Origin of the sequence: Kitasatospora sp. NPDC048545 (assembly GCF_040651155.1) — a bacterium.
GTDB lineage: Bacteria > Actinomycetota > Actinomycetes > Streptomycetales > Streptomycetaceae > Kitasatospora.
In genome coordinates this window covers 70,419-90,912 of the sequence record NZ_JBEZIQ010000020.1, presented here as the reverse complement: position 1 = coordinate 90,912, position 20,494 = coordinate 70,419, and the positions used below count along the sequence as shown (strand labels likewise).

24 protein-coding genes are annotated in these 20,494 nt (G+C 74.0%); 13 read left to right on the top strand and 11 right to left on the bottom strand.

Features of this window, described 5'->3' with window-relative positions:
• Positions 1-135: 135 nt before the first annotated feature.
• The 4 genes from AB0D10_RS20505 to AB0D10_RS20490 all read left to right on the top strand — a co-directional run bounded on the left by AB0D10_RS20505 (position 136) and on the right by AB0D10_RS20490 (position 2,144).
• Positions 136-303 carry a hypothetical protein gene (locus tag AB0D10_RS20505; protein ID WP_360258142.1) on the top strand — a complete coding sequence of 56 codons (168 nt, stop codon included), beginning with the start codon at positions 136-138 and terminating at the stop codon, positions 301-303.
• Positions 300-476 carry a hypothetical protein gene (locus tag AB0D10_RS20500; RefSeq protein WP_360258140.1) on the top strand — a complete coding sequence of 59 codons (177 nt, stop codon included), beginning with the start codon at positions 300-302 and terminating at the stop codon, positions 474-476. The genes AB0D10_RS20505 and AB0D10_RS20500 overlap by 4 nt, the downstream gene beginning before the upstream one ends.
• A gap of 116 nt (positions 477-592) precedes the next feature.
• A complete protein-coding gene (locus AB0D10_RS20495) occupies positions 593-1,234 on the top strand; it encodes an alpha-ketoglutarate-dependent dioxygenase AlkB (protein ID WP_360258137.1) in 642 nt (213 codons plus the stop codon).
• Positions 1,235-1,391: 157 nt separating this feature from the next.
• Positions 1,392-2,144: a VOC family protein gene (locus AB0D10_RS20490; RefSeq protein ID WP_360258134.1), complete on the top strand. Its 753-nt coding sequence runs from the start codon at positions 1,392-1,394 to the stop codon at positions 2,142-2,144.
• A gap of 69 nt (positions 2,145-2,213) precedes the next feature.
• Here the strand turns inward: AB0D10_RS20490 and AB0D10_RS20485 are convergent, their stop codons facing one another.
• From AB0D10_RS20485 to AB0D10_RS20475, 3 genes are all read right to left on the bottom strand, one after another.
• Entirely contained in the window at positions 2,214-3,074 is an 861-nt protein-coding gene (locus tag AB0D10_RS20485) for a carbohydrate ABC transporter permease (protein ID WP_360258132.1), read from the bottom strand.
• The gene (locus AB0D10_RS20480; protein WP_360258130.1) at positions 3,071-4,051 is read right to left on the bottom strand and encodes a sugar ABC transporter permease; all 981 of its coding nucleotides are present in this window, start codon (positions 4,049-4,051) and stop codon (positions 3,071-3,073) included. The genes AB0D10_RS20485 and AB0D10_RS20480 overlap by 4 nt, the downstream gene beginning before the upstream one ends.
• A 156-nt stretch (positions 4,052-4,207) precedes the next feature.
• Entirely contained in the window at positions 4,208-5,518 is a 1,311-nt protein-coding gene (locus AB0D10_RS20475; protein WP_360258128.1) for an extracellular solute-binding protein, read from the bottom strand.
• Positions 5,519-5,948: 430 nt separating this feature from the next.
• Between AB0D10_RS20475 and AB0D10_RS20470 the strand changes: the two genes are divergently transcribed.
• The gene (locus AB0D10_RS20470; protein WP_360258125.1) at positions 5,949-6,755 is read left to right on the top strand and encodes an IclR family transcriptional regulator; all 807 of its coding nucleotides are present in this window, start codon (positions 5,949-5,951) and stop codon (positions 6,753-6,755) included.
• Between the two features lie 77 nt (positions 6,756-6,832).
• Here the strand turns inward: AB0D10_RS20470 and AB0D10_RS20465 are convergent, their stop codons facing one another.
• On the bottom strand, positions 6,833-7,276 hold the full coding sequence (locus AB0D10_RS20465; RefSeq protein ID WP_360258261.1) for an Lrp/AsnC family transcriptional regulator: 444 nt from the start codon (positions 7,274-7,276) through the stop codon (positions 6,833-6,835).
• A 186-nt stretch (positions 7,277-7,462) separates the two neighbouring features.
• Between AB0D10_RS20465 and AB0D10_RS20460 the strand changes: the two genes are divergently transcribed.
• The 3 genes from AB0D10_RS20460 to AB0D10_RS20450 all read left to right on the top strand — a co-directional run bounded on the left by AB0D10_RS20460 (position 7,463) and on the right by AB0D10_RS20450 (position 10,150).
• Positions 7,463-8,374, top strand: a complete 912-nt coding sequence (locus AB0D10_RS20460) for an NAD-dependent epimerase/dehydratase family protein (protein ID WP_360258123.1) — start codon at positions 7,463-7,465, stop codon at positions 8,372-8,374.
• Positions 8,371-9,261 carry an aldo/keto reductase gene (locus AB0D10_RS20455; RefSeq protein ID WP_360258120.1) on the top strand — a complete coding sequence of 297 codons (891 nt, stop codon included), beginning with the start codon at positions 8,371-8,373 and terminating at the stop codon, positions 9,259-9,261. The genes AB0D10_RS20460 and AB0D10_RS20455 overlap by 4 nt, the downstream gene beginning before the upstream one ends.
• Before the next feature lie 178 nt (positions 9,262-9,439).
• Positions 9,440-10,150 (top strand): alpha/beta hydrolase, encoded by a 711-nt coding sequence (locus tag AB0D10_RS20450; protein ID WP_360258118.1) that lies wholly within the window; start codon positions 9,440-9,442, stop codon positions 10,148-10,150.
• A 158-nt stretch (positions 10,151-10,308) separates the two neighbouring features.
• Here the strand turns inward: AB0D10_RS20450 and AB0D10_RS20445 are convergent, their stop codons facing one another.
• Entirely contained in the window at positions 10,309-10,845 is a 537-nt protein-coding gene (locus tag AB0D10_RS20445) for a universal stress protein (protein WP_360258115.1), read from the bottom strand.
• 171 nt (positions 10,846-11,016) lie between these two features.
• Positions 11,017-11,688: a helix-turn-helix domain-containing protein gene (locus AB0D10_RS20440; RefSeq protein ID WP_360258113.1), complete on the bottom strand. Its 672-nt coding sequence runs from the start codon at positions 11,686-11,688 to the stop codon at positions 11,017-11,019.
• Positions 11,689-11,929: 241 nt separating this feature from the next.
• On the opposite strand from AB0D10_RS20440, the gene AB0D10_RS20435 reads away from it, so the two are divergent.
• Positions 11,930-12,748 (top strand): MOSC N-terminal beta barrel domain-containing protein, encoded by an 819-nt coding sequence (locus tag AB0D10_RS20435; RefSeq protein ID WP_360258111.1) that lies wholly within the window; start codon positions 11,930-11,932, stop codon positions 12,746-12,748.
• A gap of 201 nt (positions 12,749-12,949) precedes the next feature.
• Here the strand turns inward: AB0D10_RS20435 and AB0D10_RS20430 are convergent, their stop codons facing one another.
• Positions 12,950-13,282 (bottom strand): ribonuclease, encoded by a 333-nt coding sequence (locus AB0D10_RS20430; RefSeq protein WP_360258259.1) that lies wholly within the window; start codon positions 13,280-13,282, stop codon positions 12,950-12,952.
• Positions 13,283-13,634: 352 nt separating this feature from the next.
• Between AB0D10_RS20430 and AB0D10_RS20425 the strand changes: the two genes are divergently transcribed.
• Positions 13,635-15,284: a carboxyl transferase domain-containing protein gene (locus AB0D10_RS20425; RefSeq protein ID WP_360258109.1), complete on the top strand. Its 1,650-nt coding sequence runs from the start codon at positions 13,635-13,637 to the stop codon at positions 15,282-15,284.
• A gap of 442 nt (positions 15,285-15,726) precedes the next feature.
• Positions 15,727-16,101, top strand: a complete 375-nt coding sequence (locus AB0D10_RS20420) for a transglycosylase SLT domain-containing protein (RefSeq protein WP_360258107.1) — start codon at positions 15,727-15,729, stop codon at positions 16,099-16,101.
• Positions 16,102-16,294: 193 nt separating this feature from the next.
• Here AB0D10_RS20420 and AB0D10_RS20415 read toward each other — a convergent pair whose 3' ends face one another.
• A complete protein-coding gene (locus AB0D10_RS20415) occupies positions 16,295-16,777 on the bottom strand; it encodes an HD domain-containing protein (RefSeq protein WP_360258104.1) in 483 nt (160 codons plus the stop codon).
• A gap of 157 nt (positions 16,778-16,934) precedes the next feature.
• On the opposite strand from AB0D10_RS20415, the gene AB0D10_RS20410 reads away from it, so the two are divergent.
• Complete coding sequence (locus AB0D10_RS20410) at positions 16,935-17,861, top strand: AEC family transporter (RefSeq protein WP_360258102.1); 927 nt, start codon at positions 16,935-16,937, stop codon at positions 17,859-17,861.
• Between the two features lie 70 nt (positions 17,862-17,931).
• Here the strand turns inward: AB0D10_RS20410 and AB0D10_RS20405 are convergent, their stop codons facing one another.
• Positions 17,932-18,375, bottom strand: coding sequence for a MarR family transcriptional regulator (locus AB0D10_RS20405; RefSeq protein WP_360258257.1), 444 nt, complete (start codon positions 18,373-18,375; stop codon positions 17,932-17,934).
• Between the two features lie 178 nt (positions 18,376-18,553).
• Here AB0D10_RS20405 and AB0D10_RS20400 point away from each other — a divergent pair, with 178 nt between their 5' ends.
• Positions 18,554-19,429, top strand: a complete 876-nt coding sequence (locus tag AB0D10_RS20400) for an alpha/beta hydrolase (protein WP_360258100.1) — start codon at positions 18,554-18,556, stop codon at positions 19,427-19,429.
• Positions 19,430-19,446: 17 nt separating this feature from the next.
• Here AB0D10_RS20400 and AB0D10_RS20395 read toward each other — a convergent pair whose 3' ends face one another.
• Both AB0D10_RS20395 and AB0D10_RS20390 read right to left on the bottom strand, forming a co-directional pair.
• Complete coding sequence (locus AB0D10_RS20395; RefSeq protein ID WP_360258097.1) at positions 19,447-19,761, bottom strand: barstar family protein; 315 nt, start codon at positions 19,759-19,761, stop codon at positions 19,447-19,449.
• A 286-nt stretch (positions 19,762-20,047) separates the two neighbouring features.
• Entirely contained in the window at positions 20,048-20,311 is a 264-nt protein-coding gene (locus AB0D10_RS20390; protein ID WP_360258095.1) for a dsRBD fold-containing protein, read from the bottom strand.
• Between the last annotated feature and the right edge of the window lie 183 nt (positions 20,312-20,494).

Genomic DNA, 20,494 nt, shown 5'->3' with positions numbered 1-20,494 from the left:
TGGTGGGTCCAGCCCCCTCCGACGACGCAGTCCGGGTGCCGCAACGGTGGCGGCAGGCGGTGGAGCGCGACCGGCACCCCGAGCGCCCCCAGGCCCGACGGCAGGATCGTCGCCATCGACGCAGGTCACCAGGCTGTGTGCTTCTACCGTCACTACCCGCAGCCGGTGGCCGCGGTGTGGCGGCACCTGTCGCGCCCGACCCTGCTGCGGCGCCGGCTGGCTGCCGCCGACCCGTTGGATCCGGCGGAGGGCGGCGCAGTGGTGCTGCGCTGCCGGCCACCGATCCCGACGGCCGCACCGTGATCGCCTCCGGCGCCGTCACGGCCTACGATCCGCCGACCCCGTCGGAGCCGGACCTCGACCCGCACGGGCGGGTCCGGTTCGACCTGACCGACGAGGGCGGCGGCACGGCTCTCGCCTTCAGCGCCAAGCTGCCCGCGCCCTCCTCGGGGAGGGTTCTGGGAAGGGGGTGGTGACAGACATCGCGACCAGGTGACAACCACCTCGACCAGTCACACCCCCGACGCCGACCGGGCCGGATCACCGCCCCGAGATTCGGGCATGTGTTCGAATCAAGGCGTACGCTGGCCCCATGCACGACACCCTCCACCGCCAGCCCTCGCTGTTCGACGACGCGGAGCACGACGGCCTCCGCCTCGGCCCGCTCGACGGCCTGCGGCGGCAGGTGCTCGGCGACGGAGCCTGGCTGGACGTGCTGCCCGGGTGGCTGCACGGCGCGGACGAGCTGTTCGAACAGCTGGCCGCGACCGTGCCCTGGCGGGCCGAGCGCCGCGGGATGTACGAACGGACGGTCGACGTCCCCCGGCTGCTGGCCTCGTACCGGGCGGACGCCGAGCCGCCGCACCCGGTGCTCGGGCAGGCCCGCACGGCGCTGAGCCGGCACTACGCCGACGAGCTGGGCGAGCCGTTCCGCACCCTCGGGCTCTGCTACTACCGGGACGGCCGGGACAGCGTGGCCTGGCACGGCGACCGGATCGGGCGCGGTGCCCGCGAGGACACCATGGTGGCGATCCTCTCCGTCGGCGAGCCCCGCACCCTGGCGCTGCGGCCCCGGTACGGCGGCGGGACCGTCGTCCGCCACCCGCTCGGCCACGGGGACCTGGTCGTGATGGGCGGCTCCTGCCAGCGCGCCTGGGAGCACGCCGTCCCCAAGACCGCCCGCCCGGTCGGCCCCCGGATCAGCATCCAGTTCCGGCCGCAGGGCGTCGCCTGAGCCCCTGGACCGAATCCCGGGCCCGGCCGCACGGGACGGCACGGGACGGCCTGCGCCCGCGCCTGCGGCCGGTCGGGCCCGCGCACCGGCCCCGGTTGCCGCTCGCCCGCCCGGCGCGGAGGCTGGCGACAGGGGCCGGTGGCACCAGGAGGGCGGTGTGCCGAAGGCGGGCAGGTACCGGGAGGGCGTCCCGTGCTGGGTCGTCCTGACGACCCCGGACGCCCCGGCCGCACGGCGCTTCTACGGCGCGCTGTTCGACTGGGAATTCGTCCCGACCGGCCCCGCCGAGGCGGTCGCCACCCGGTACGGCGCCCAGGTCGCGGCGATCGGCCCGCCCGTCGGCACCGCGGCACCCGCCGCCTGGACCACCCACCTCGCCTGCGCCGACCTGCACCGCACCACCGCGCTCGTCCGCGCCGCGGACGGCCGGATCACCCGGGACCCGTACGAGGTGCCCGACCAGGGCCGGGCCGCACTCGCCGTCGACCCGCTCGGCGCGGCCTTCGGCCTCTGGCAGGCCGGCACCATCGACGGCGCCGGCCTCGTCGACGAGCCCGGCGCCCTCGCCTGGAACGAGCACCTCTCCCCCGACCCCGACACGGCCCGTGCCTTCTACCGCCGCGTCTTCGGCTACACCTACGACCGGCCGCGGGCCGGCCACGCCCTCGCCCGGGCCGCCGGCCTCCCCGCCTGCAGCATCGGCCCGTCCGGAGCGCCCGCGAGCTGGCTGGCGCACTTCGGCGCCGCCGACGCCGACCGTGCGGCCGAGCGGCTGCGCGAGCTCGGCGGCACCGTCCTCACCGGGCCCGCGCCGACGCCGTACGGCCGCGCCGCGCTGGTCCGGGACGACGCCGGTGCGGTGTTCGTCCTCGTCGCCGTCCCGTCCCAGGAATCCGCGGAGGCGGCCTGAGCGGCCCCGCGCCCGGCGGCCCTCCACACTGCCACCCGCCGCCCGGCGGTCCTTCAGCCCTTCGGCCCTTCAGTCCTTCACCGCTCCCGCCAGCCCGGACACCAGCTTGCGCTGCACCGCGATGAAGAAGACCAGCACCGGCACCGTCATCAGCGTGGACGCGGCCATGATGGCGCCCCAGTCGTTCTCGTCCGGCTTGAAGAACACCAGCAGCGCCGAGGGCAGCGTCTGGTTCTCGGTGGCGCTGATGATGAAGGTCTTGGCGAAGACGAAGTCGTTCCACGCCGTGATGAAGGAGAACACGCTGGTCGCGGCCAGGCCCGGGGCCACCAGCGGCAGCAGGATCCGCCACAGGATGCGGGTGCGGGAGGCGCCGTCGATCTGCGCGGCCTCCTCGATCGAGACCGGAACGGCGGCGACGAAGCCGCGCATCATCCAGATCCCGAACGGCAGCGAGAACGCCAACTGCACCAGGATCAGCGAGGCCAGGGTGTTCAGCCCGATGCCCGGCACGAACTGCCCCGCGTCGCGGAACATGAAGAACAGCGGGATGGTCAGCGCCTCGACCGGGATCATCTGGGCGATCAGGAACATCACCATGACGGTGGTGCGGAACCTGAACCGGAAGCGGGTCACGGCCACCGCCGCGAGGAACACCACGGCCGCCGAGAGCACCACCACCGACAGCGCGACCACCAGGCTGTTCGCGAAGTACCGGCCGAAGCCGTCCACACTGAGCACCTGACGGAAGCTCTCCAGCGTGGGGTGCGCCGTCCAGGGCTTCGGGTCCAGCGACTGCACCTCGCCCTTGGGCTTGAACGCCGAGAGCACCATCCAGAAGATCGGGAAGGCGGTGACGGCGGCCAGCACGACCGCGACCGTGCCGGCGGCGAGCCGCCGCCGGCCGCGGGAGTTCCGAAGGGTGCTCACAGCTCGTTCCCCGTCCGTCGCAGGCTGCGGATGTACAGGACCGTCGGGATCACCAGGATCAGCAGCATGATCACGCCGATCGCCGCGCCCAGCCCGTACTGCGAGGAGGCGAACGCCTTCTGGTACGCGTACACGTTGAGCACCAGGTTCTGGCCGGCGATGCCGCCGCCCTCGGTCATCACGTAGATCTGGGTGAAGACCTTGAAGTCCCAGATCACCGACTGGATCACCACGATCGTCAGGATCGGCCGCAGCATCGGCGCGGTGACCCGGCGGAAGGTGGTCCAGGTGCCGGCGCCGTCCAGCGCGGCCGCCTCCAGGACCTCCTCCGGGATGGCGCGGATGCCCGCGTAGAGGGTGACCATCACGAACGGGAAGGAGTGCCACACCACCACGGCACCGACGATCAGGAACGCCGTCCACCTGTCGTAGAACCAGTTGAACTCGTGGAAGCCGGTGAGCCCGATCCGCTCCAGGGTGTGGTTGACCAGGCCGAGGTTGGTGTCGAACAGGAAGCTCCACACCGTCGACCCGGTCATCGCCGGCGCCGCCCAGGCCGCCATCGCCGCCGTGGTCAGCACCAGCCGCGGCCACCGGCCGACCTTGGTGAGCAGCACCGCCAGGGCGGCGCCCGCGGCCAGCGTGGCGACCACGCAGAACGCGGCGAAGCCGACCGTCTGCAGCAGCACCGACCAGAACTGGCCGTCCTCCAGGACCTTCGCGTAGTTGCCGAAGCCGACGAAGGACGTCGGAACCCCGCCGGACGCCTGAGCCTGCCCGAAGTCCAGGACGGACAACAGCCCGAGCTGGTAGATCGGGTAGGCGACCAGCGGGACCAGGATGACGGCGGCCGGCAGGAGCAGGAGCAACGGGGGCTTGCGGCGCCGACCGCCCGGGGGCGCGGCCGGCGCCCTGCCCCCACGGCGCCCCTGCGGGGAAGGAGCCGCCGACGGGGCGGTCGTGGTGGATGCGGACACGGGCGGAACCTGCTCTCTGTGACGAACCGGAAAGGGACCGTCGGGTGCGCAGCGGTCGGGTGCACGACGGCCGGGTGCACGGCGGTCGGGTGCACGGTGGTCGGGGCGTGGCGGTCGGTGCACGGCCGCCGGTACGCAACGGCCGGTGCGCGACCGTCAGTGCGCGGCGAAGGCCGAGTTGATCTGCCCCGCGGCGTCACCGGAGGCCTTGGCCACGTCCGCCTTGCCGGTGACGACCTGCTGGAGCAGCGTCGGGATCACCGACTGGGCGTCGATCTGCGCCCACCCCTGGTCGAGCGGCACGAACCTGGTGCCGGCCGCGATGGTGTCGGTGAACGGCTTCAGGAACGCGTCCTTCGCCGCGACCTTGCCACTGACGGATTTCAGCGTCGGCAGGTTGCCCATCCCGTCGTACATCTGCTCCTGGTAGGCCGGGCCCGCCAGCAGTTCGGCGAACTCGACGGCCAGCGTGCGGTGCTTGGCCGCCTTCATGACGCCCAGGTTGTTGCCGCCGGCGAAGGCGGGGGCGATCGAGCCGGCCTTCTCACCAGGCAGCGGCACCACGCCGTACTTGCCCTTGACCGCGCCCGCGTCCACCTTGCCGCGGTTGGAGTTGAGCAGGACGGCCATCGCCGACTTCCCGGCCGCGAACAGGTCGACGGTCTTCCCGCCGGTCAGGTCCGCGCACTGCTGGGCGGGGCAGCCGTCGGCGCCGAACAGGTCGGTGTAGCGCTTGATCCCGGCCTGCGAGGCGGGCGAGTCGATGGCGGCCTTGAACGTCGTGCCGTCCTTGGCGGCGATGTCGCCGCCCGCGTCCCACACGAACGGCAGTGCGGCGAAGGTGTACTTGCCGCCGACCGCGATGCCGAAGGTGTCCGGGTGCGCGGTGTGGATCCGCTGGGTGGCGGTGACCAGTTCGGCGTAGGAGGTCGGCGGGGTGAGCCCGGCCTCGGTGAACAGGTCGGTGCGGTAGTACAGCGCGCGAACGCCCACCCACCACGGCAGGCCGTAGGTCTTGCCGTCCACCACCGCGGTCCTGGCGATCGCCGGGTCGAGGTCGCCCTTGTCCTTCCAACCGTCCAGTTCGGCGCCGATCTCGGCGAGGCCGCCGGCGGCGACGTAGCCGGGCAGGTCGGTGTTGCCGAACTCGACCAGGTCGGGGGCACTGTTGGGGTCGTTGAAGGCCCCCTTCATCTTGGCCGCGCGGGCCGAGGCGTCGGTGTCGATGTAGCTGACGTCGACGGTGACGCCCTGGTGGGAGGACTGGAACTCGGTGACGGCCTTGGCGATCACGGCCTCCTTGGCCGCGTTGCCCGCCTCGTTGTAGAGCCAGACCTTCAGCGTGCCGGTCCGGTCGTCGCCGGCCTTGCCGCCCGCGGTCGAGGCGGTGCCCGGCGCGCAGGCGGTGGCGGCCAGACAGCCGGCGGCGAGCACGGCGGCCACTGCGGTCCGTCCGGTGAGTCGCATGGTGGAGACCTCCCCTCCCGACAGCTGCCGCCGCGACGCACACCGCTGGGACGGACACGTCGAAGCAGGCCCTGACCGGGGCCGATGGTGGGTGAAGTGGTGGGGGTGCGGCAGGGCGCAGCGCTCGGGTGGGGCGACGTCGCCTGCTCGATGGCAGGGACGTTAGGCGTGGGCGATCGGCGCCAACAAGAGGGGGTTGACGAAAGTTTTGCACTGCACAACGTTGTATCGAAGATGCGGCGACCCGGCCCCGAACGGGTACGTTCTGACAACCGCCGCCGACAGGCGGAGGAACACCACGGAACGCCGCACGGAACACCACGCGGAACACCGGACACGCAGGCCCAGCGGAACACGCCCCGAAACACGCGCCCCGGAACACGCCCCCACAGAACGAGTCCCCGCCGAACCACCACCAGGGAACGGACCCATGACGGAGACGGCACCCAAGAAGCCCGCGACCGAACGCAACCAGTCCTCCTCGCTGCGCCGCGCGCTCGCCGTCCTCGGCTACGTCCGCGACCACGGCGACGGACGCGGGGTCCCGCTCGCCCAACTCGCCGAGGCCCTCGACCTCAACAAGAGCACCGTGCTGCGGCTGGCCGGACCGCTGCTGGACGAGCACCTGCTCGACCGGGACCGCGAGACCGGCTGGTTCCGGCTCGGCCACGGCTCGCTGCGCCTCGGCCAGGCCTACCTGACCACCCTCGATCTGCGCAGCGTCGCCGCCGAACACCTGCGCCGGCTCCAGCGCGAGGCCGGCGAGACCGTCCATCTGACCGTCTGGCAGGCGCCCGGGATCGTCTACCTGGACAAGGTCGAGGACGAGACCAACGTGCGGATGGCCTCCCGGGTCGGCAGCCGGGCCCCCGCCTACTGCACCGCCACCGGAAAGGCGATCCTCGCCTGGCTCCCCGAGGAGGCCGTCGCCGAGGTGGTCGCGGCCGGCCTGCGCCCGGTGACCGCCTGGACCATCTCCGATGAGCCGCGACTGCGCGCGGACCTCGCCCGGATCCGCGCCCGCGGCTACTCCATCGACGACCGGGAGAACGAGCCCGAGGTGCGCTGCGTCGCCGCGCCGATCTTCGACCACACCGGCGAGGTCACGGCGGCGCTCTCCGTCTCCGGGCTCACCTCACGGATGACCGCCACCCGGGTGCGCACCCTCGGGCCGGTGGTGGCGCAGGTCGGGCTGCGGATCTCGCGCGAACTGGGCTCCGACCGGCAGCCGTCCTGACCCGGCGACCCGGGCCCGTCCACGCTCCGGCGCTCCGTCCGTTCCTCGGTTCCTCGGTTCCTCGGTTCCTCGGTTCCTCAGTCCGAGGGCAGAAGCACCCGCTGATCCACCGGCGAGGAGAGGATCACCGAGGTCGTCGTCCGGCCGAGCACCGCGATCGCCTCGATCAGCTCCTCCAGGTGGGAGGTGTCCCGCGCGGCGACCTTGAACACCCAGCAGTCCTCGCCGATCACGTGGTGCACCTCCAGCACCTCCGGCCGGTGCAGCAGGTCCTGGCTGCGGAGGTACTTCACCGTCATCCGGGCGTGCGGCGACACCCGGACGAAGGCCCGGATGCCGTAGCCCAGCCGCTCGGGCGCGACCAGCGCCGCGTACCCGGTGATCGTGCCGTTCGACTCCAGCCGGCGCACCCGCTCGCCCACCGCGGCCGGGCTGAGGTTGACCCGCCGGCCCAGTTCGCTGAGCGTGATCCGCCCCTCGGACTGCAGCAGTTCCAGCAGCCGCAGGTCGACCGCGTCCAGGCCGCCGGCCCCGCCACCGGCAGTGCCACCGGCGGGGCTGCCGACACCACCGCCGAGGCCGCTGCGGGGGCCCACCGACGAATCGTCGGTCGAACCGCCGGACTGCCGTCGGTCTTTCGGTCGCAGCGCCTGAACTCCCACGATCACCCCTTCATCGAACCGCGCCGCACCATAACACTTGTGGGTATGGAAAACGTGCTCGTCATCGGGGGAAACCGGTACTTCGGACGGCAGTTGGTCACCCGGCTGCGCGACTCCGGAGTCCGGGTCAGCGTGCTCAACCGCGGCTCGACGCCGCCACCGCCCGGCGTCACCCCGCTCATCGCCGACCGCACGGACGGGACGGCGCTCGCCGGCGCCCTCGCCGGCCGGGACTTCGACGCGGTGATCGACCAGGTCTGCTACACCCCGGCCCAGGCCGAACTCGCCGTCCGCGCCTTCGCCGGAAGGACCGGCCGCTACCTGATGACCTCCACGATCGAGGTCTACGACACCGGCGTGGCACACCCGGCGGACCGCCCGCTGGCCGAAGCCGCCGTCGACCCGTCAGGATGGCCGGTCCGCCTCGAACTCCCCCGGGCGGAAACGGAGTTCGTCGAGACGTCGTACGGCGAGGGCAAGCGCCAGGCGGAGGCGGTGTTCACCCGCGACGCGCCGTTCCCGTTCGTCTCCGTCCGGCTCGGACACGTCCTGGGCGCAACCGACTTCACCGGGCGCCTGGCCCACTACGCCGAGCGGATCGGGGCAGGCCTGCCCGTCCTGGTGCACCCGGAGAACCTGCCCTCCTCCTACACCCACGAGACCGAGGCGGCCGCCTTCCTCGCGTGGGCGGCGGGCGAGCGGTTCACCGGCCCGGTCAACCTCGCCTCGCACGGCGAACTGACCGCCACCGACCTCTGCGACCTGATCGCGGCCGGTCGCCCCTACCGCACCGCCGCCCCCGGCCCCGGGCAGCAGGCCTCACCGTTCTCCTTCGACCGCTACTACGGCATGGACAACTCCCGGGCCGAGCAGCTCGGCCACCCCCTCTCCCACACCCGCGACTGGCTGCCCGGCCTGGTCGCCGCCACCCTCCGCGGACAGGAGCTCCCCGCATGACCGCCACCACCGCCACCCGCCTCCTCGGCAGCGTCCGCACCAGCGCCGTCGGCCTCGGCGCGATGCCGCTCTCCGTCGAGGGCCGCCCGGACGAGGCCCGCGCCATCGCCACCGTCCACGCCGCACTCGACGCGGGCATCACCCTGATCGACACCGCCGACTCCTACCACTGGCACGCCGACGAGTACGGCCACAACGAGGAGCTGATCGCCCGGGCCCTCGCCTCCTACGGCCCCGGCGCCGACCACGTCCTGGTCGCCACCAAGGGCGGCCGCGGCCGTCCCGGGGACGGCTCCTGGACGGTCGACGGCGACCCGGCCCACCTCAAGCGCGCCTGCGAGGGCTCGCTGCGCCGCCTCGGCGTCGAGGCGATCGGCCTCTACCAGCAGCACCACCCGGACCGGAACGTCCCGTACGCGGACTCCCTCGGCGCGATCCGCGAACTCCACGAGGAGGGCAAGATCCGCGCGGCCGGCATCTCCAACGTCGACGTGGCCCAGGTCCGGCTCGCCAGGGAGATCCTCGGCGACGCCCTGGTCTCGGTGCAGAACGAGTACTCCCCCGCCGTCCGCCGGCACCAGCCCGTCCTGGACCTGTGCACCGAACTCGGCCTGGCCTTCCTCCCCTGGAGCCCGCTCGGCGGCATCGGCCGCTCCGCCGAACTCGGCGGTGCCGGAACGGAGTTCGCCGCGATCGCCGCCGAACGCGGAGTCAGCCCCCAGCGGGTCGCGCTCGCCTGGCTGCTGGCCGCCTCCCCGGTGACCCTTCCGATCCCCGGCGCGAGCCGCCCGGAGACCATCCGCGATTCGGCGGCGGCGGGGGAACTGGTGCTCGGCGAGGAGGAACTGGCCCGGCTCGGAAACGCGAACGGGGCCCGGCACCCGTGAAGGCACCGGACCCCGTCCGACGGTAGAGCGCCAGGCCCGGGTCGCACGGACTCTCCCTACTGAAAGTAGGACGTGCTCTGGTAGCACCACTGACGCCTGACGAGGAATCGATCTCCCTCGCGACGAGAAGTACAGTACCAGCTCAGTGATCAGTCACCGAACCGGAGGCGAACCCCGCATGACGAGCGCTCCACCCGAAGTCGTTCCGTACGCGGACGGGCGGCTGATGGACGTCCACCGGCCGACCGTCCACACCGCCGGACCGGTGCCCGTCGTGCTGCTCTGGCACGGACGCGGACCGAACGAACGGGACGTGCTGCGGCCGTTGGCCCGGGAGGCCGCCGGACTCGGGCTGCTGGTGCTCGTCCCGGACTGGAGTTCCGAGCAGCCGGACGGCGGCGGCGCCGAGTTGCTGGCCTCGCTCGCCCACGCCCGCCGCATCGCCACCGGCCTCGGCGGGGACCCGGCGCGCTTCGTGCTGGCCGGCTGGTCGCTCGGCGGCCGGGAGGCGGTCGCGGTGGCCACCCATCCGGACACCCCCGCCGAACTCCGGCCCGGCGCCGCCGTCGGCATCGCCTCGAAGTACGCCGACCCGGCCGTGACCACGGGCGACGCCCCGCTCGCACGGCTGGCCGCGACCCCCTCCCCCGTCCCGCTCTGGCTGGTGCACGGCACCGCGGACGAGATCGTGGACGCCGGGCACACCCGCGAGCTGAGCACCGCCGTACCGGCCGCCACGCTGGTCGAACTCCCCACCGACCACGCGGGCGTGGTGCTGACCGTCTACAGCCCTCAGGCCGGGCGCTGCGTCCCCGCCACCGCCGCCGACACCGTGGCGGCCGGCCGCCGCACCGCCTCCGTCCTCGCCGAGGCGGCCGGACTGTCGTAACGGCCGGCTGTCATGACGGCCGGGCCCGGCTCTCGTACCGGCCGAGCCGGGACGTGGCCGTGGCCGGGCCGACGGGGAAACGCAACCGGGCCGTCGCGGCACCGCGCCCGGCCCGTCGTCACGGCGGAGGCGCACGGCGACCGGCCGTGGCCCGCCGGTCAGTTCCCCGCGGCCGCCGCCCGCAGTCCGTGCCCGCCCCGTTCCAGCGCCTCCAGGTCGCGCTGCAGCGGCGGGTGCGGGACGGTGAGCACCGGGCAGGCCGCGTGCCGGACGCAGTAGGCACTGACCGACGGGTGCACCAGCCTGGCGAGGCGGCCGCGTTCGCGACCGGCGCCGAGGACGAGCAGGTCGCCGGGGCGGTCGGCGCACCGCACCAGGGTGTGGCCGGTGTCGCCGCGGACGGCCTGGCAGCGCAAGCGCAGACCCGCGTACCGGCGGGCGAAGGCCTCGTCGAGGGCCTGGCGCAGGCGGACCACGGCGGCGTCACGACCGGCGGTGATCACCGGCGGGCAGGGAGTGCGACGGTAGCCGAGTTCGTCGCCCGGGGGGACCCAGCAGAGCACCGCGAGCACCTCGGCGTCCGTCCGCCGGGCCTCGGCGGCGGCGTGGTGCAGGGCCGCGAGGCTGCCGAGCGAACCGCTGACGCCGACCACGATCCGACGCCCGTCCGCACCACTGTCCGCGTTGTCCACCATGCCCGTCCCCTGCCTCTCCCGCCGCGACCCGGTACCGCCGGGGCGCCGCGCCGGTCACCCCGTGGCACCCAGCAAAACGCCCCGCGGCCGTGCGGCCGCCGCCCGTTGACGGGGTCCTGACGCGCCGCCCGGTGTTCCGTACGCGACCCTGACGTCCGGGGCGCCGCGCGCTCAGGCCTCGGGGGGCCGCGCCTCCCAGAGGTCCGCGAACATCCGGTCCAGGTGTTCCTCACCGATCGGCGGGACCGGCAGCGGGTGGGTGGCCCGGGTGCGGAAGCCGTCCAGGAGCAGGGCGAGGTAGCGGCGCCAGAGGTCGGGGCGCAGCTCGGTGGCGGCGGGCAGGGCCCGGCAGAGCGGGCCGAGCAGGAACAGCAGGTCCATGGTGACGACGTCGCGGCGCATGGTGCCCTGGTCCTGGGCGCGGGCGATGAGAACCCCGACGGTGGTGGCGTGCCGGCGGCTGATCTCGATCATGCCGGGGACGGTCGGGATGGCCTGGGTGACCAGGTCGTTGATGCCCCGGTCGGCGGCGACGAGTTCGAAGATCCGCGCGAAGTACCGTTCGAGGCCGGTCCAGGCGTCCTCGGCGGCGAGCGCCTCCTCGCCGGCCCCGGCCAGGACGGCTCCGGCATCCGCGAACACCTCGCCGATCAGGGCCTCGCGGGTCGGGAAGTGCCGGTAGAGGGTGGCGTTGCCGACCCCGGCCTCCTTGGCGATCTGGTCCAGCGGGACGTCCAGGCCGTTCCGGGAGTACATGCCGCGGGCGGCGGCGAGCAGCAGGTCGCGGTTGCGCTGCGCGTCCCGCCGGAGCCGTCCCGGGGGGTTCGCGCTGCTCGGTGCCATGGGCCCGACCCTAGCAAGCGGCCGGGGTGGGCGAACGGACAGCGGGCCGAACGGACGGCAGGGCGAACGGACGGCAGGTCGGGCCCGGGCGGGCCGGTCCGCGCCCGCCCGCACCCGCACCCGCACCCGCACCCGCACCCGCACCCCGGACGCCCCGCACCTCCGGGCCCTCCGGCACCTCCCGCCGGGCCGCTCAACTACCCTTCGGAGTCGTCGAGTCCAGGAGGAACGGGGGGACGTCATGGCCACGGTGACGGAGTTGCGGTACTACCCGGTGAAGGGGTACGCCGGGGTCTCGGCGGCGCAGGCCGAGCTGACCCGGGCGGGTCTGGCCCACGACCGGGCGTTCATGGTGGTGGACGAACAGGGGGTGTTCCGCTCCCAGCGGCGCGATCCGCTGCTGGCGACGGTCCGCCCGGCCGTCGAGGACGACGGCCGTCGGCTGGCGCTCGTCGCCCCGGGGGTGGAGCCGGTGGCGTTCGCGGTCGACTCGGAGGGGCCGCGCCGGGAGGTGCGGTTGTTCGGCGCGCCGTTCCGCGGCATCGACCAGGGCGCGGAGGCCGCCGACTGGCTGTCCGAGGTGCTGGGCGCGCGCAGCCGGCTGGTCCGGGTGCCGCCGGAACACGACCGGGTGACGGACGGCCTGGTCCCGGGCACCTCCGGCTACGCCGACAGCTGCGCCGTGCACCTGCTGTCCCGTTCCACGCTGGAGCGCTTCAACGAGCTCTCCGACGCTCCCGCACTGTCCGCGGACAGGTTCCGCCCGAACGTGGTGGTGGACGGCTGGCCGGAGCCGCACACCGAGGACCTGACGCGCCGGATCGCGGTGGGCGGCGCCGTGCTGGCCTACGCCAAGTTGGCCATCCGCTGCGCAGTGACGATGGTGGACCAGTCCACCGGGTCCAAGGCGGGCCCGGAGCCGCTGCGCACGCTGGCCCGGTACCGGCGGGCGGCGGCGGGCGGGGTCGCGTTCGGCAGCAAGTTCGCCGTCCTGCGGGGCGGCACGCTGCGGGTGGGGGACGAGCTGGCGGTGGGTGCCTGGGGGCCGTCGGAGCTCTGACCGGGACCCGGCCGGAGCGCGGCGCGGAACGACGGCCGGGTCCCGGCTCCCCGACCGGAGCCGCGGCCGGGCCCGGATGTGCGGCCCGGAGCCGCGGCCCGGATGTCAGGCCGGGACCGGCCCTGGCTGCCGGTACGACGGTGGCCCCGGCGGGGTGGTGCATTCAAGGGGTGCGCCGGGGCCACCGTGCTGCCGGGAGGGTCAGCAGGTCTGGTCGAGCAGGGAGAACGTGGCGTAGTGGTCGCCGGTGTAGTAGTCCTCCTGGTCGCCCTGGCCGGTCACGATCCGGCGGGCGCCACGGGTCGGGGAGCCCGGGGTGACGACGGTGTACTCGTGGTAGTACCCGTAGGACTCGCCGGGCAGGACGTGCTCTCTGTTCTGGAAGACCACGCCGTCCTGGGAGTAGGGGAACGGCCCGTCCGAGGCGATCAGGTTGAGGGTGTCGGTGGCCTCCGGCGGGAGGGTGGAGAGGCACACCGTGCCGCTCACGTCGGCGTGCGCCTCGGTGGCGACGGCGATCGGTGCGAGGGTCATCAGGGCGACGGCGGTGACGGCGGCGGCGCGGGTCTTCCACGCGCGTAGAGTGCGAGTCATGTCCCCCAGTGTGGCGAGACACGGTCAAGTCCGGAAGCCCTCCACCAAAGTATTAACCGGCGAGTAACTACCCTTTACCTGTGAGGACTTGGCCCGTACCCCGACGCCGACGCCCCTCCCCGGCCGGACCGCCGACACCGTCCACGAACCGCCCAGACGGTGCAACGGTCGACCGTCATCGAACTAGTGCCGGAGCCGTCCCGCCCCGCCCCCCGGGGCCTCGCCGCGCCCGGACCCCGCCGCATAGAGTGACGGATCACGACGGACCGGAACGATCTCTGACGGGGTGGACATGGCGGCGCACGGGGACGACGCGGGGGCCACGCCTCCACCGCTCGCACGGCGGGCCGCACTGACCGCCCACCAGCTGATCGGCCTGCTGGTCGACCCCGGCGGCTTCCAGCGCTGGGACGAGCCGCCCGGCCCGCCGCCCGTCGACCCCGACTACCGCGCCTCGCTCGACCGGGCCCGCGCACGCACCGGCCTGGACGAGGCCGTCCTCACCGGCCTCGGCCTGATCGACGGGCGCCCGGTCGCACTGATCGCCTCCGAGTTCGGCTTCCTCGGCGGATCGATCGGCGTCGCGACCGCCGAGCGGATCACCCGGGCCGTCGAACGCGCCACCGCCGAGCGGCTGCCGCTGCTCGCCCTGCCGGTCTCCGGCGGCACACGGATGCAGGAGGGCACGGCGGCCTTCCTCTGCATGCTCCGGATCACCGCCGCCGTCCAGGCCCACCGCGCAGCCGGGTTGCCCTACCTCACCTACCTGCGCAACCCCACCATGGGCGGGGTCTTCGCCTCCTGGGGCACGCTCGGCCAGCTGGTCCTCGCCGAACCGGGCGCCCGGCTCGGCTTCCTCGGCCCTCGCGTGTACGAGGAACTGCGCGGCGTGGAGCTGCCGCCGGACGTCCAGCGGGCCGAGACGCTGGCCGAGCAGGGACTGGTGGACGCCGTCGTGGCGCCGCAGGAACTGCGCGAGCTGGTCCGCCGCACGCTCGCCGTCCTGTGCACCCCGCTGCCGCCCGCGCCGGACGCCCCTCCCGCGGACACCCCTCCCATGGACAACCCCGCCACCGACACCCCTCCTACCGGCACCCCTCTTACCGACGCCATCGGACCCGCCGCCGCCGAGCAGCCCGACGCCTGGGACTCCGTCCGCCGCACCCGCCGCCCCGACCGCCCCGGCACCCGCGAACTGCTGCGGCACACCGCCGAGGAGCTGGTGCTGCTGGACGCCCCCGGCGGCCGCGGCGGTGCGCTGGTCCGCGCGCTCGCCGTCCTCGCCGGCCGGCCCGTCCTGGTGGTCGGCCAGCAGCGGGGGACACCGGAGCACGAGCGCCCCTTCACCGCCGCCGACCTGCGGGCCGTCCGGCGCACCGCACACCTCGCCGAACAGCTCGGGCTGCCGCTGGTCACCGTGGTGGACACGGCCGGGGCCGAGCTGTCCGCCGAGGCCGAGCGGGACGGCATCGCGGTGGAGATCGCACACTGCCTGACCACGTTGCTCGCCCTGCGCACCCCCGTCCTCGCGGTGCTGCTCGGGCAGGGTTCGGGCGGCGGCGCACTCGCGCTGCTCCCGGCCGACCGGGTGCTCGCGGCGGGTCACGCCTGGCTGGCGCCGCTGCCGCCGGAGGGCGCCTCGGCGATCGTCCACCGGGATGGCGGTCACGCCGCCGAGCTGGCCCGGGCCCAGGGCATCGGGGCCCGGCACCTGACGGAGGCCGGGCTGGTGGACGAGGTGGTTCCGGAGCTGCCGGACGCCGCCGACGAACCGGAGGCCTTCTGCGCCAGGCTCGGCCGAGCGGTCGGCGCCACGCTGGGCGCCCTCACGACGGCTTCCGAAGCGGAGCGGCTCGCGGCCCGGGCCGTGCGGCACCGGCGACTGGGCGACCTCCACCGGCCATCCGACCCGGGTGTGGCGCCGGTCTCAGCGACGGATTGATCGTCTGTACCCAAAGTGCCGCCACCGGACCCGCCGGTGACGGCGCCGGAGGCCCGAACGGTGAGTGCGCTCACACGGAATCAACGGCCACGACGGGCCGTAGTAGACGCCGCCGGGCCATCCATCCCTCCCCCGGACCCCCCACGTCCGCCCACGTCAGACGGGGTCGGCGCGCTCCGCGCAACCGGCCCTTCGAATCCACGGCACTCGCCCGTGTACGACCGCCGGTCGTAACGAGGGGGTCTTGGCGGGTGCCGATCCGGTCTGGCAACAATGGCTTCCGTCGCCAGCCGCACCGGCACCTGTCCCGCCGGTGAACGGCTTATCGCCGAGTCACGCCCCGTGACCGCAACGGCCCCTGTCCGGCCGTGGTCCTGGGTGGGGCGTGACCCGGCCCAACCCGATTGAGGTCTTGTTCTTCATGCCCGCTTTCAAGCTCCGTATGCGTACTTCGGCCGCGATTCTTGCCGGTGCCGCCGGTCTGACCGCCCTGGGTGCCGGCGTCCTGCCCGCCACCGCCAACGCCGCCACCGCCTCCCCGCAGGCGATCGCCGCCCAGATCGTCCCGGCGAACCAGCTGGCCTCGTTCAGCCACATCATCTCCCACGAGTCGAGCTGGAACGTGACCGCGACCAACGCGAGCTCCGGCGCCTACGGCCTGGCCCAGGCCCTGCCGGGCTCCAAGATGGCCTCGGCCGGCTCGGACTGGAAGACCAACCCCCGCACCCAGATCAAGTGGGCGCTGGACTACATGAACACCCGCTACGGCAGCCCGAACGCCGCCTGGGCCTTCTGGCAGAACCACCACTGGTACTAAGCCGGCCCCAGTTCCCCTCCCGCACCCTGACCACTCCCCTCACCCCGGGGGTCGGACAGGGACCACCGGGGTGCCCGAGAGGGCCCGGACCCGCGCGATCCGCGTGGCCCGGGCCCTCTCGTGGTTCCCCCGGCGCTCCGGCCCCCGACCCGGCCGCCGCTACGGCCCGGCCGTCTTCAGGGCCACCCGGCCGTCACAGCTCCCCCGTCAGCCCCAGCAGCTCGCGCATCCGCGCGTACTTGGCCGCCAGCCGCTCGGCGGTCGCCCGGTCCAGCGAGGCCAGCCGGGCCGGGTCGGAGTTGTGCGCCAGGTCGGCGCGCTTGACCAGCAGCGCGCCGGGCGTGGCCAGGATGCGCGCGGTGTACTCCTCGACCGGCTCGTCCGGGCGCCGGGTGAGCGCGTCCACGATCGCCTTGGTCTCCTCGGGCAGCGCGGCCGCCGCCAGCCACTCCCGGCTGAGCCGGTCGTCCTCGACGGTGTCATGCAGCCAGCCGGCCGCGATCTGCGCCTCGCTGCCGCCGCGCGCGGCCGCCCCGCGCGCCACCGCCGCGATGTGCTCGCTGTACGGGTGGCCGTTCTTGTCCACCTGTCCCCGGTGGGCACGGCGTGCGATCGCCTCCACCTCGTTCAGGCTCAGGTACTCGTCGTCCACGGGCTCGACCCTCGGCTCGTCCATCGGCTCATCGTAGGCCCGTGATCAACGCTCCGGCGGCCACTGGTTTACTGCCCCGGGGGAGTTCACGGCTTCGAAGGTCCACCGGCTCGGGAGTTGACGCCCCCCGGCGGGCGACCCCGCCACACCCGGCAGGCACGTCCGAGCGATCCGAGGAACCATGCCATCCCTGCATCCGCTGCTGTCCGGCTTCGCCCCGATCTGGGCGCTCACCGGAGTCGGCTACGTCGTCGGCCGCTCCGGCCTGCTCGGGCCGCACGCCGAGGCGGTGCTCAACCGGTTCGTCTTCCACGTGGCGATGCCCGCCGCGCTCTTCCTGATGATCTCCCGCACCCCGCTCGGCCGGTTCGCCAACCCGTCGATGCTCGCCTTCGCCGCCGGCACCGCCGTGGCGACCGGCCTCGGACTGCTCGCCGGGCGACTGCTCTTCCGGCGCAAGCCCGGCGAACTGGCCATCGGCTCGATGGCCTCGGGGTACGTGAACTCCGCCAACCTGGGCATCCCGGTGGCCGTGCAGGTCCTCGGCGACGCCTCCTTCGTGGCCCCCGTGGTGCTGTTCCAGATCCTGCTGATCACCCCCGCCGTCCTCGCCGTGCTGGACGGCGGTGCGGCCGGCCGCCGAGCCCTGCGCACCCTGCCGCTGCGCAACCCGATCCTGCTCGCCACCGCGCTGGGCGCCGTCGCCTCGGCGACCGGGGTGCACCTGCCCGCCGAGCTGAATCGTTCCTGCGAACTGCTCGGCGGCGCCGGCGTGCCGACCGCCCTGATCGCTCTCGGCATATCGCTGCACAACCGCCCACCGGCGGAGGGCCGTTCGCTCCGGGCCGAGGTCGGGGTGACCGTCGCCATCAAGACCCTGGTCCAGCCGCTCGCCGCGCTCGCCGTGGCCGGCCCGCTGCTCCACCTGCCCGCCCACCAGCTCCTCACCGTCGTCCTGTTCTCCGCGCTGCCGACCGCGCAGAACGTGTTCACCTACGCCCGCGAGTACGGGCAGGGCACGGAGCTCGCCCGGGACGCGGTGCTCTGGTCGACGCTGGTGTCGATGGCGACGCTCTCGGTGATCAGCTGGACCCTCGGCCCGGCGTAGCCCACCCCGCCACGCTCCGCCGCCCGGTCCGGCGCGGCCCCCGGGTTCGGCCCGGCCCCGCTTCCCGCGCCTACTCCTGTCCGGCCCGCCTGGCGGCGGCGACCACCCCGGTCATCGCCTCCAGGAAGCGCCGGGCCGTGTCCAGCTCCCCCGGGCCGAACCCCCGCATCGCGCCGAGCAGATCGCCGATCAGCCCGCCGAAGAAACCCTGTCCCAATTCCATCGCCCGGTCCTCCACCACCAGCCGCACCCTGCGCCGGTCCTGCGGGTCGCGCTCGCGGCGGATCAGCCCGAGCTTCTCCAGACGGTCCACCAGGCCGGTCGTCCCGGCCGAGTTCAGGTGCAACGCCGCACCGAGCCGGCCCGGGGTGACCACCACTCCGGCCCGGTCGGCGTCCAGCAGGTGGATCAACGCCCGCAGATCGGTCGGGTGCAGACCGTTGCGGGACGCGAACTCGGCCCCGAACAGATCGAGTTCGACCGTCAGACCGCGCAGCAGGTGGACCAGCCGCATCGGTTCCTCGACTTCGGACACCCTGTCGTCCCTCCTCGGGCACATCCGTGCCATGATTCTCTTACTCGGCGAGATAATCGCTGGGCGAGATAGTTGCTGAGCGGGATACTCGCCGGTCGAGATGCTTGCCGGGCGAGCGGTTCCGCACACCATCACACCACACCTGCGGAGGCCCGCCATGTCCGCCCTCACCGCCTCGTCCCGCACCGCCCCCTTCCTCGCCGCCTACGACGCCCTGCTGGCCCGCTGGCCCGTCCCCGTCGAGGCCCTCACCGTGCGCACCGCCCACGGCACCACCCGGATCAACGCCTGCGGCCCCCACGACGGACGCCCCCTCGTCCTCCTCCACGGCGGCGGCGCCACCTCCACCACGTGGTCCGCCAACGCCGCCCCCTGGGCCGCGGCCGGACACCGCGTCCTCGCCGTCGACCTCATCGGCGACCCCGGACGCAGCATCCACGACGGCGCCGCCCTCGACGGAGTCCCCGGACTGCTCGGCTGGCTGGACGCCGTCCTCGACGAACTCGGCGTCCCCCGGGCCGACTTCTGCGGCCACTCGTACGGAGCCTGGATCGCCCTGGAATACGCCCTGCACGCCCCCGCCCGGACCGGCCGACTCGCCCTGCTCGACCCCACCCGGTGCTTCGCCGGCTTCCGGCCCGGCTACCTGCTGCGCGCGCTCCCGCTCTTCCTCCCCGGCCGCACCCCGGACCGCGCCCGCGCCTACCTCGACTGGGAGACCCGCGGCGGCCACGGCCTCGACGCCGACTGGCGGGAGCTCTACGCCCTCGGCTACGCCGACTTCCCCGCCTCCCGCGTGGTCACCGGCCCGCAGCCCACACCCGAACGCCTCCGCACCCTCACCGCCCCCGTCCTCACCCTCCTGGCCGCCCACAGCCGCGCCCACGACCCGGCGCGCGTCGCCGACGCCGCCCGACGCGCCCTCCCGTCGGCCGAGGTGGCGGTCATCCCGGACGTCACCCACCACGACCTGCCGATGGCGGGCGCACCCGAGGTCAACCGTCGCCTCCTGGACTTCCTGTCCGCGGACTGACAGCCGGCCTCCGGCGCCTACAGCAGCAGGGAGTTGAAGGACCGGCCCGGCAGATCCGGCCGGCGCGCCCAGTGCCGGCCCGCGGTTTCGAGGACCCGGAAGATCGTCTCCCGGGCCTCGGGGCACTCCCGCAGCAGGAGCGCCGACCGCTCGACCGCCAGGAGGTAGTGGTCGGCGGGCAGCCACGCCAGGTCGCGCAGGCAGTCCGCGAGTGCGTCCCGGTTCCAGCCGAAGTAGGCCGGGAGCCGGAGCCGGACACTCAACAGCACCTCGTCCGTACCGGTCAGCAACTCGTCCGTACCGGGCAGCAACTCGTCCGTACCGGGCAGCACCTCGTGGAGCCGCTGCTCCGACCCCGCCTGTGTGAGTGCGACACCTGCGACATGTGCGACGCGTGCGAGCGGTGTCCCGGCGGAGCGGTCAACTCCGCGCCCCCGGGCCCCGATCCGATTCCGGAGGCCGACCGGCACGGAACAACTGTTCACCCTCGCCCGGCAGTACGGCGCCGGTGGCGGCGGGCCGATCCGGGGCGGCGACGGGCCCGGACCGTACGGCCGACCGCACCGCCCGGGACCGTGACCGCCGCCGTCTCCGCCGCAGCTGTCGCCGTCGCCCTCCTCAGTAGATCAGGTAGCTCGGGCGGTGCCCTTCGTCGTCGATCTCCCCGGTGGCCTGGACCCGCAGCTTGCGGGAGAGCTCCTCCAGGGCGCGGGAGGCCGCGACCTCCTCGCCGATCCTGGCGAGCGGACGGTCGTCGGCGCTCTTCACGGCCTCGCCGCGCGCGCTCAGGCCCGGCGCCCTCGCGCCCGTCAACCTGGCGTCGCACGCCGTGTGCACGCCGTCCTCGTCGAATGTCAGCTCCACGTCCCACTGGTTGTGCATTGCCACACCTCCTGGCGCCGGCCCCCGTCCGTGCCTGTCCTGACCGGCACGGACGGTGAGCCGTGGCGGCCGCTCACACCAGCGTGCGCCTGCCCCGCCCGTAGCGGCAAGCGCGGCCGACACCGCCGGGCACGCACCCCGGGTCCGTACCGTCGCGCCGCCTCCTGGCGGCCATCCCCGGCC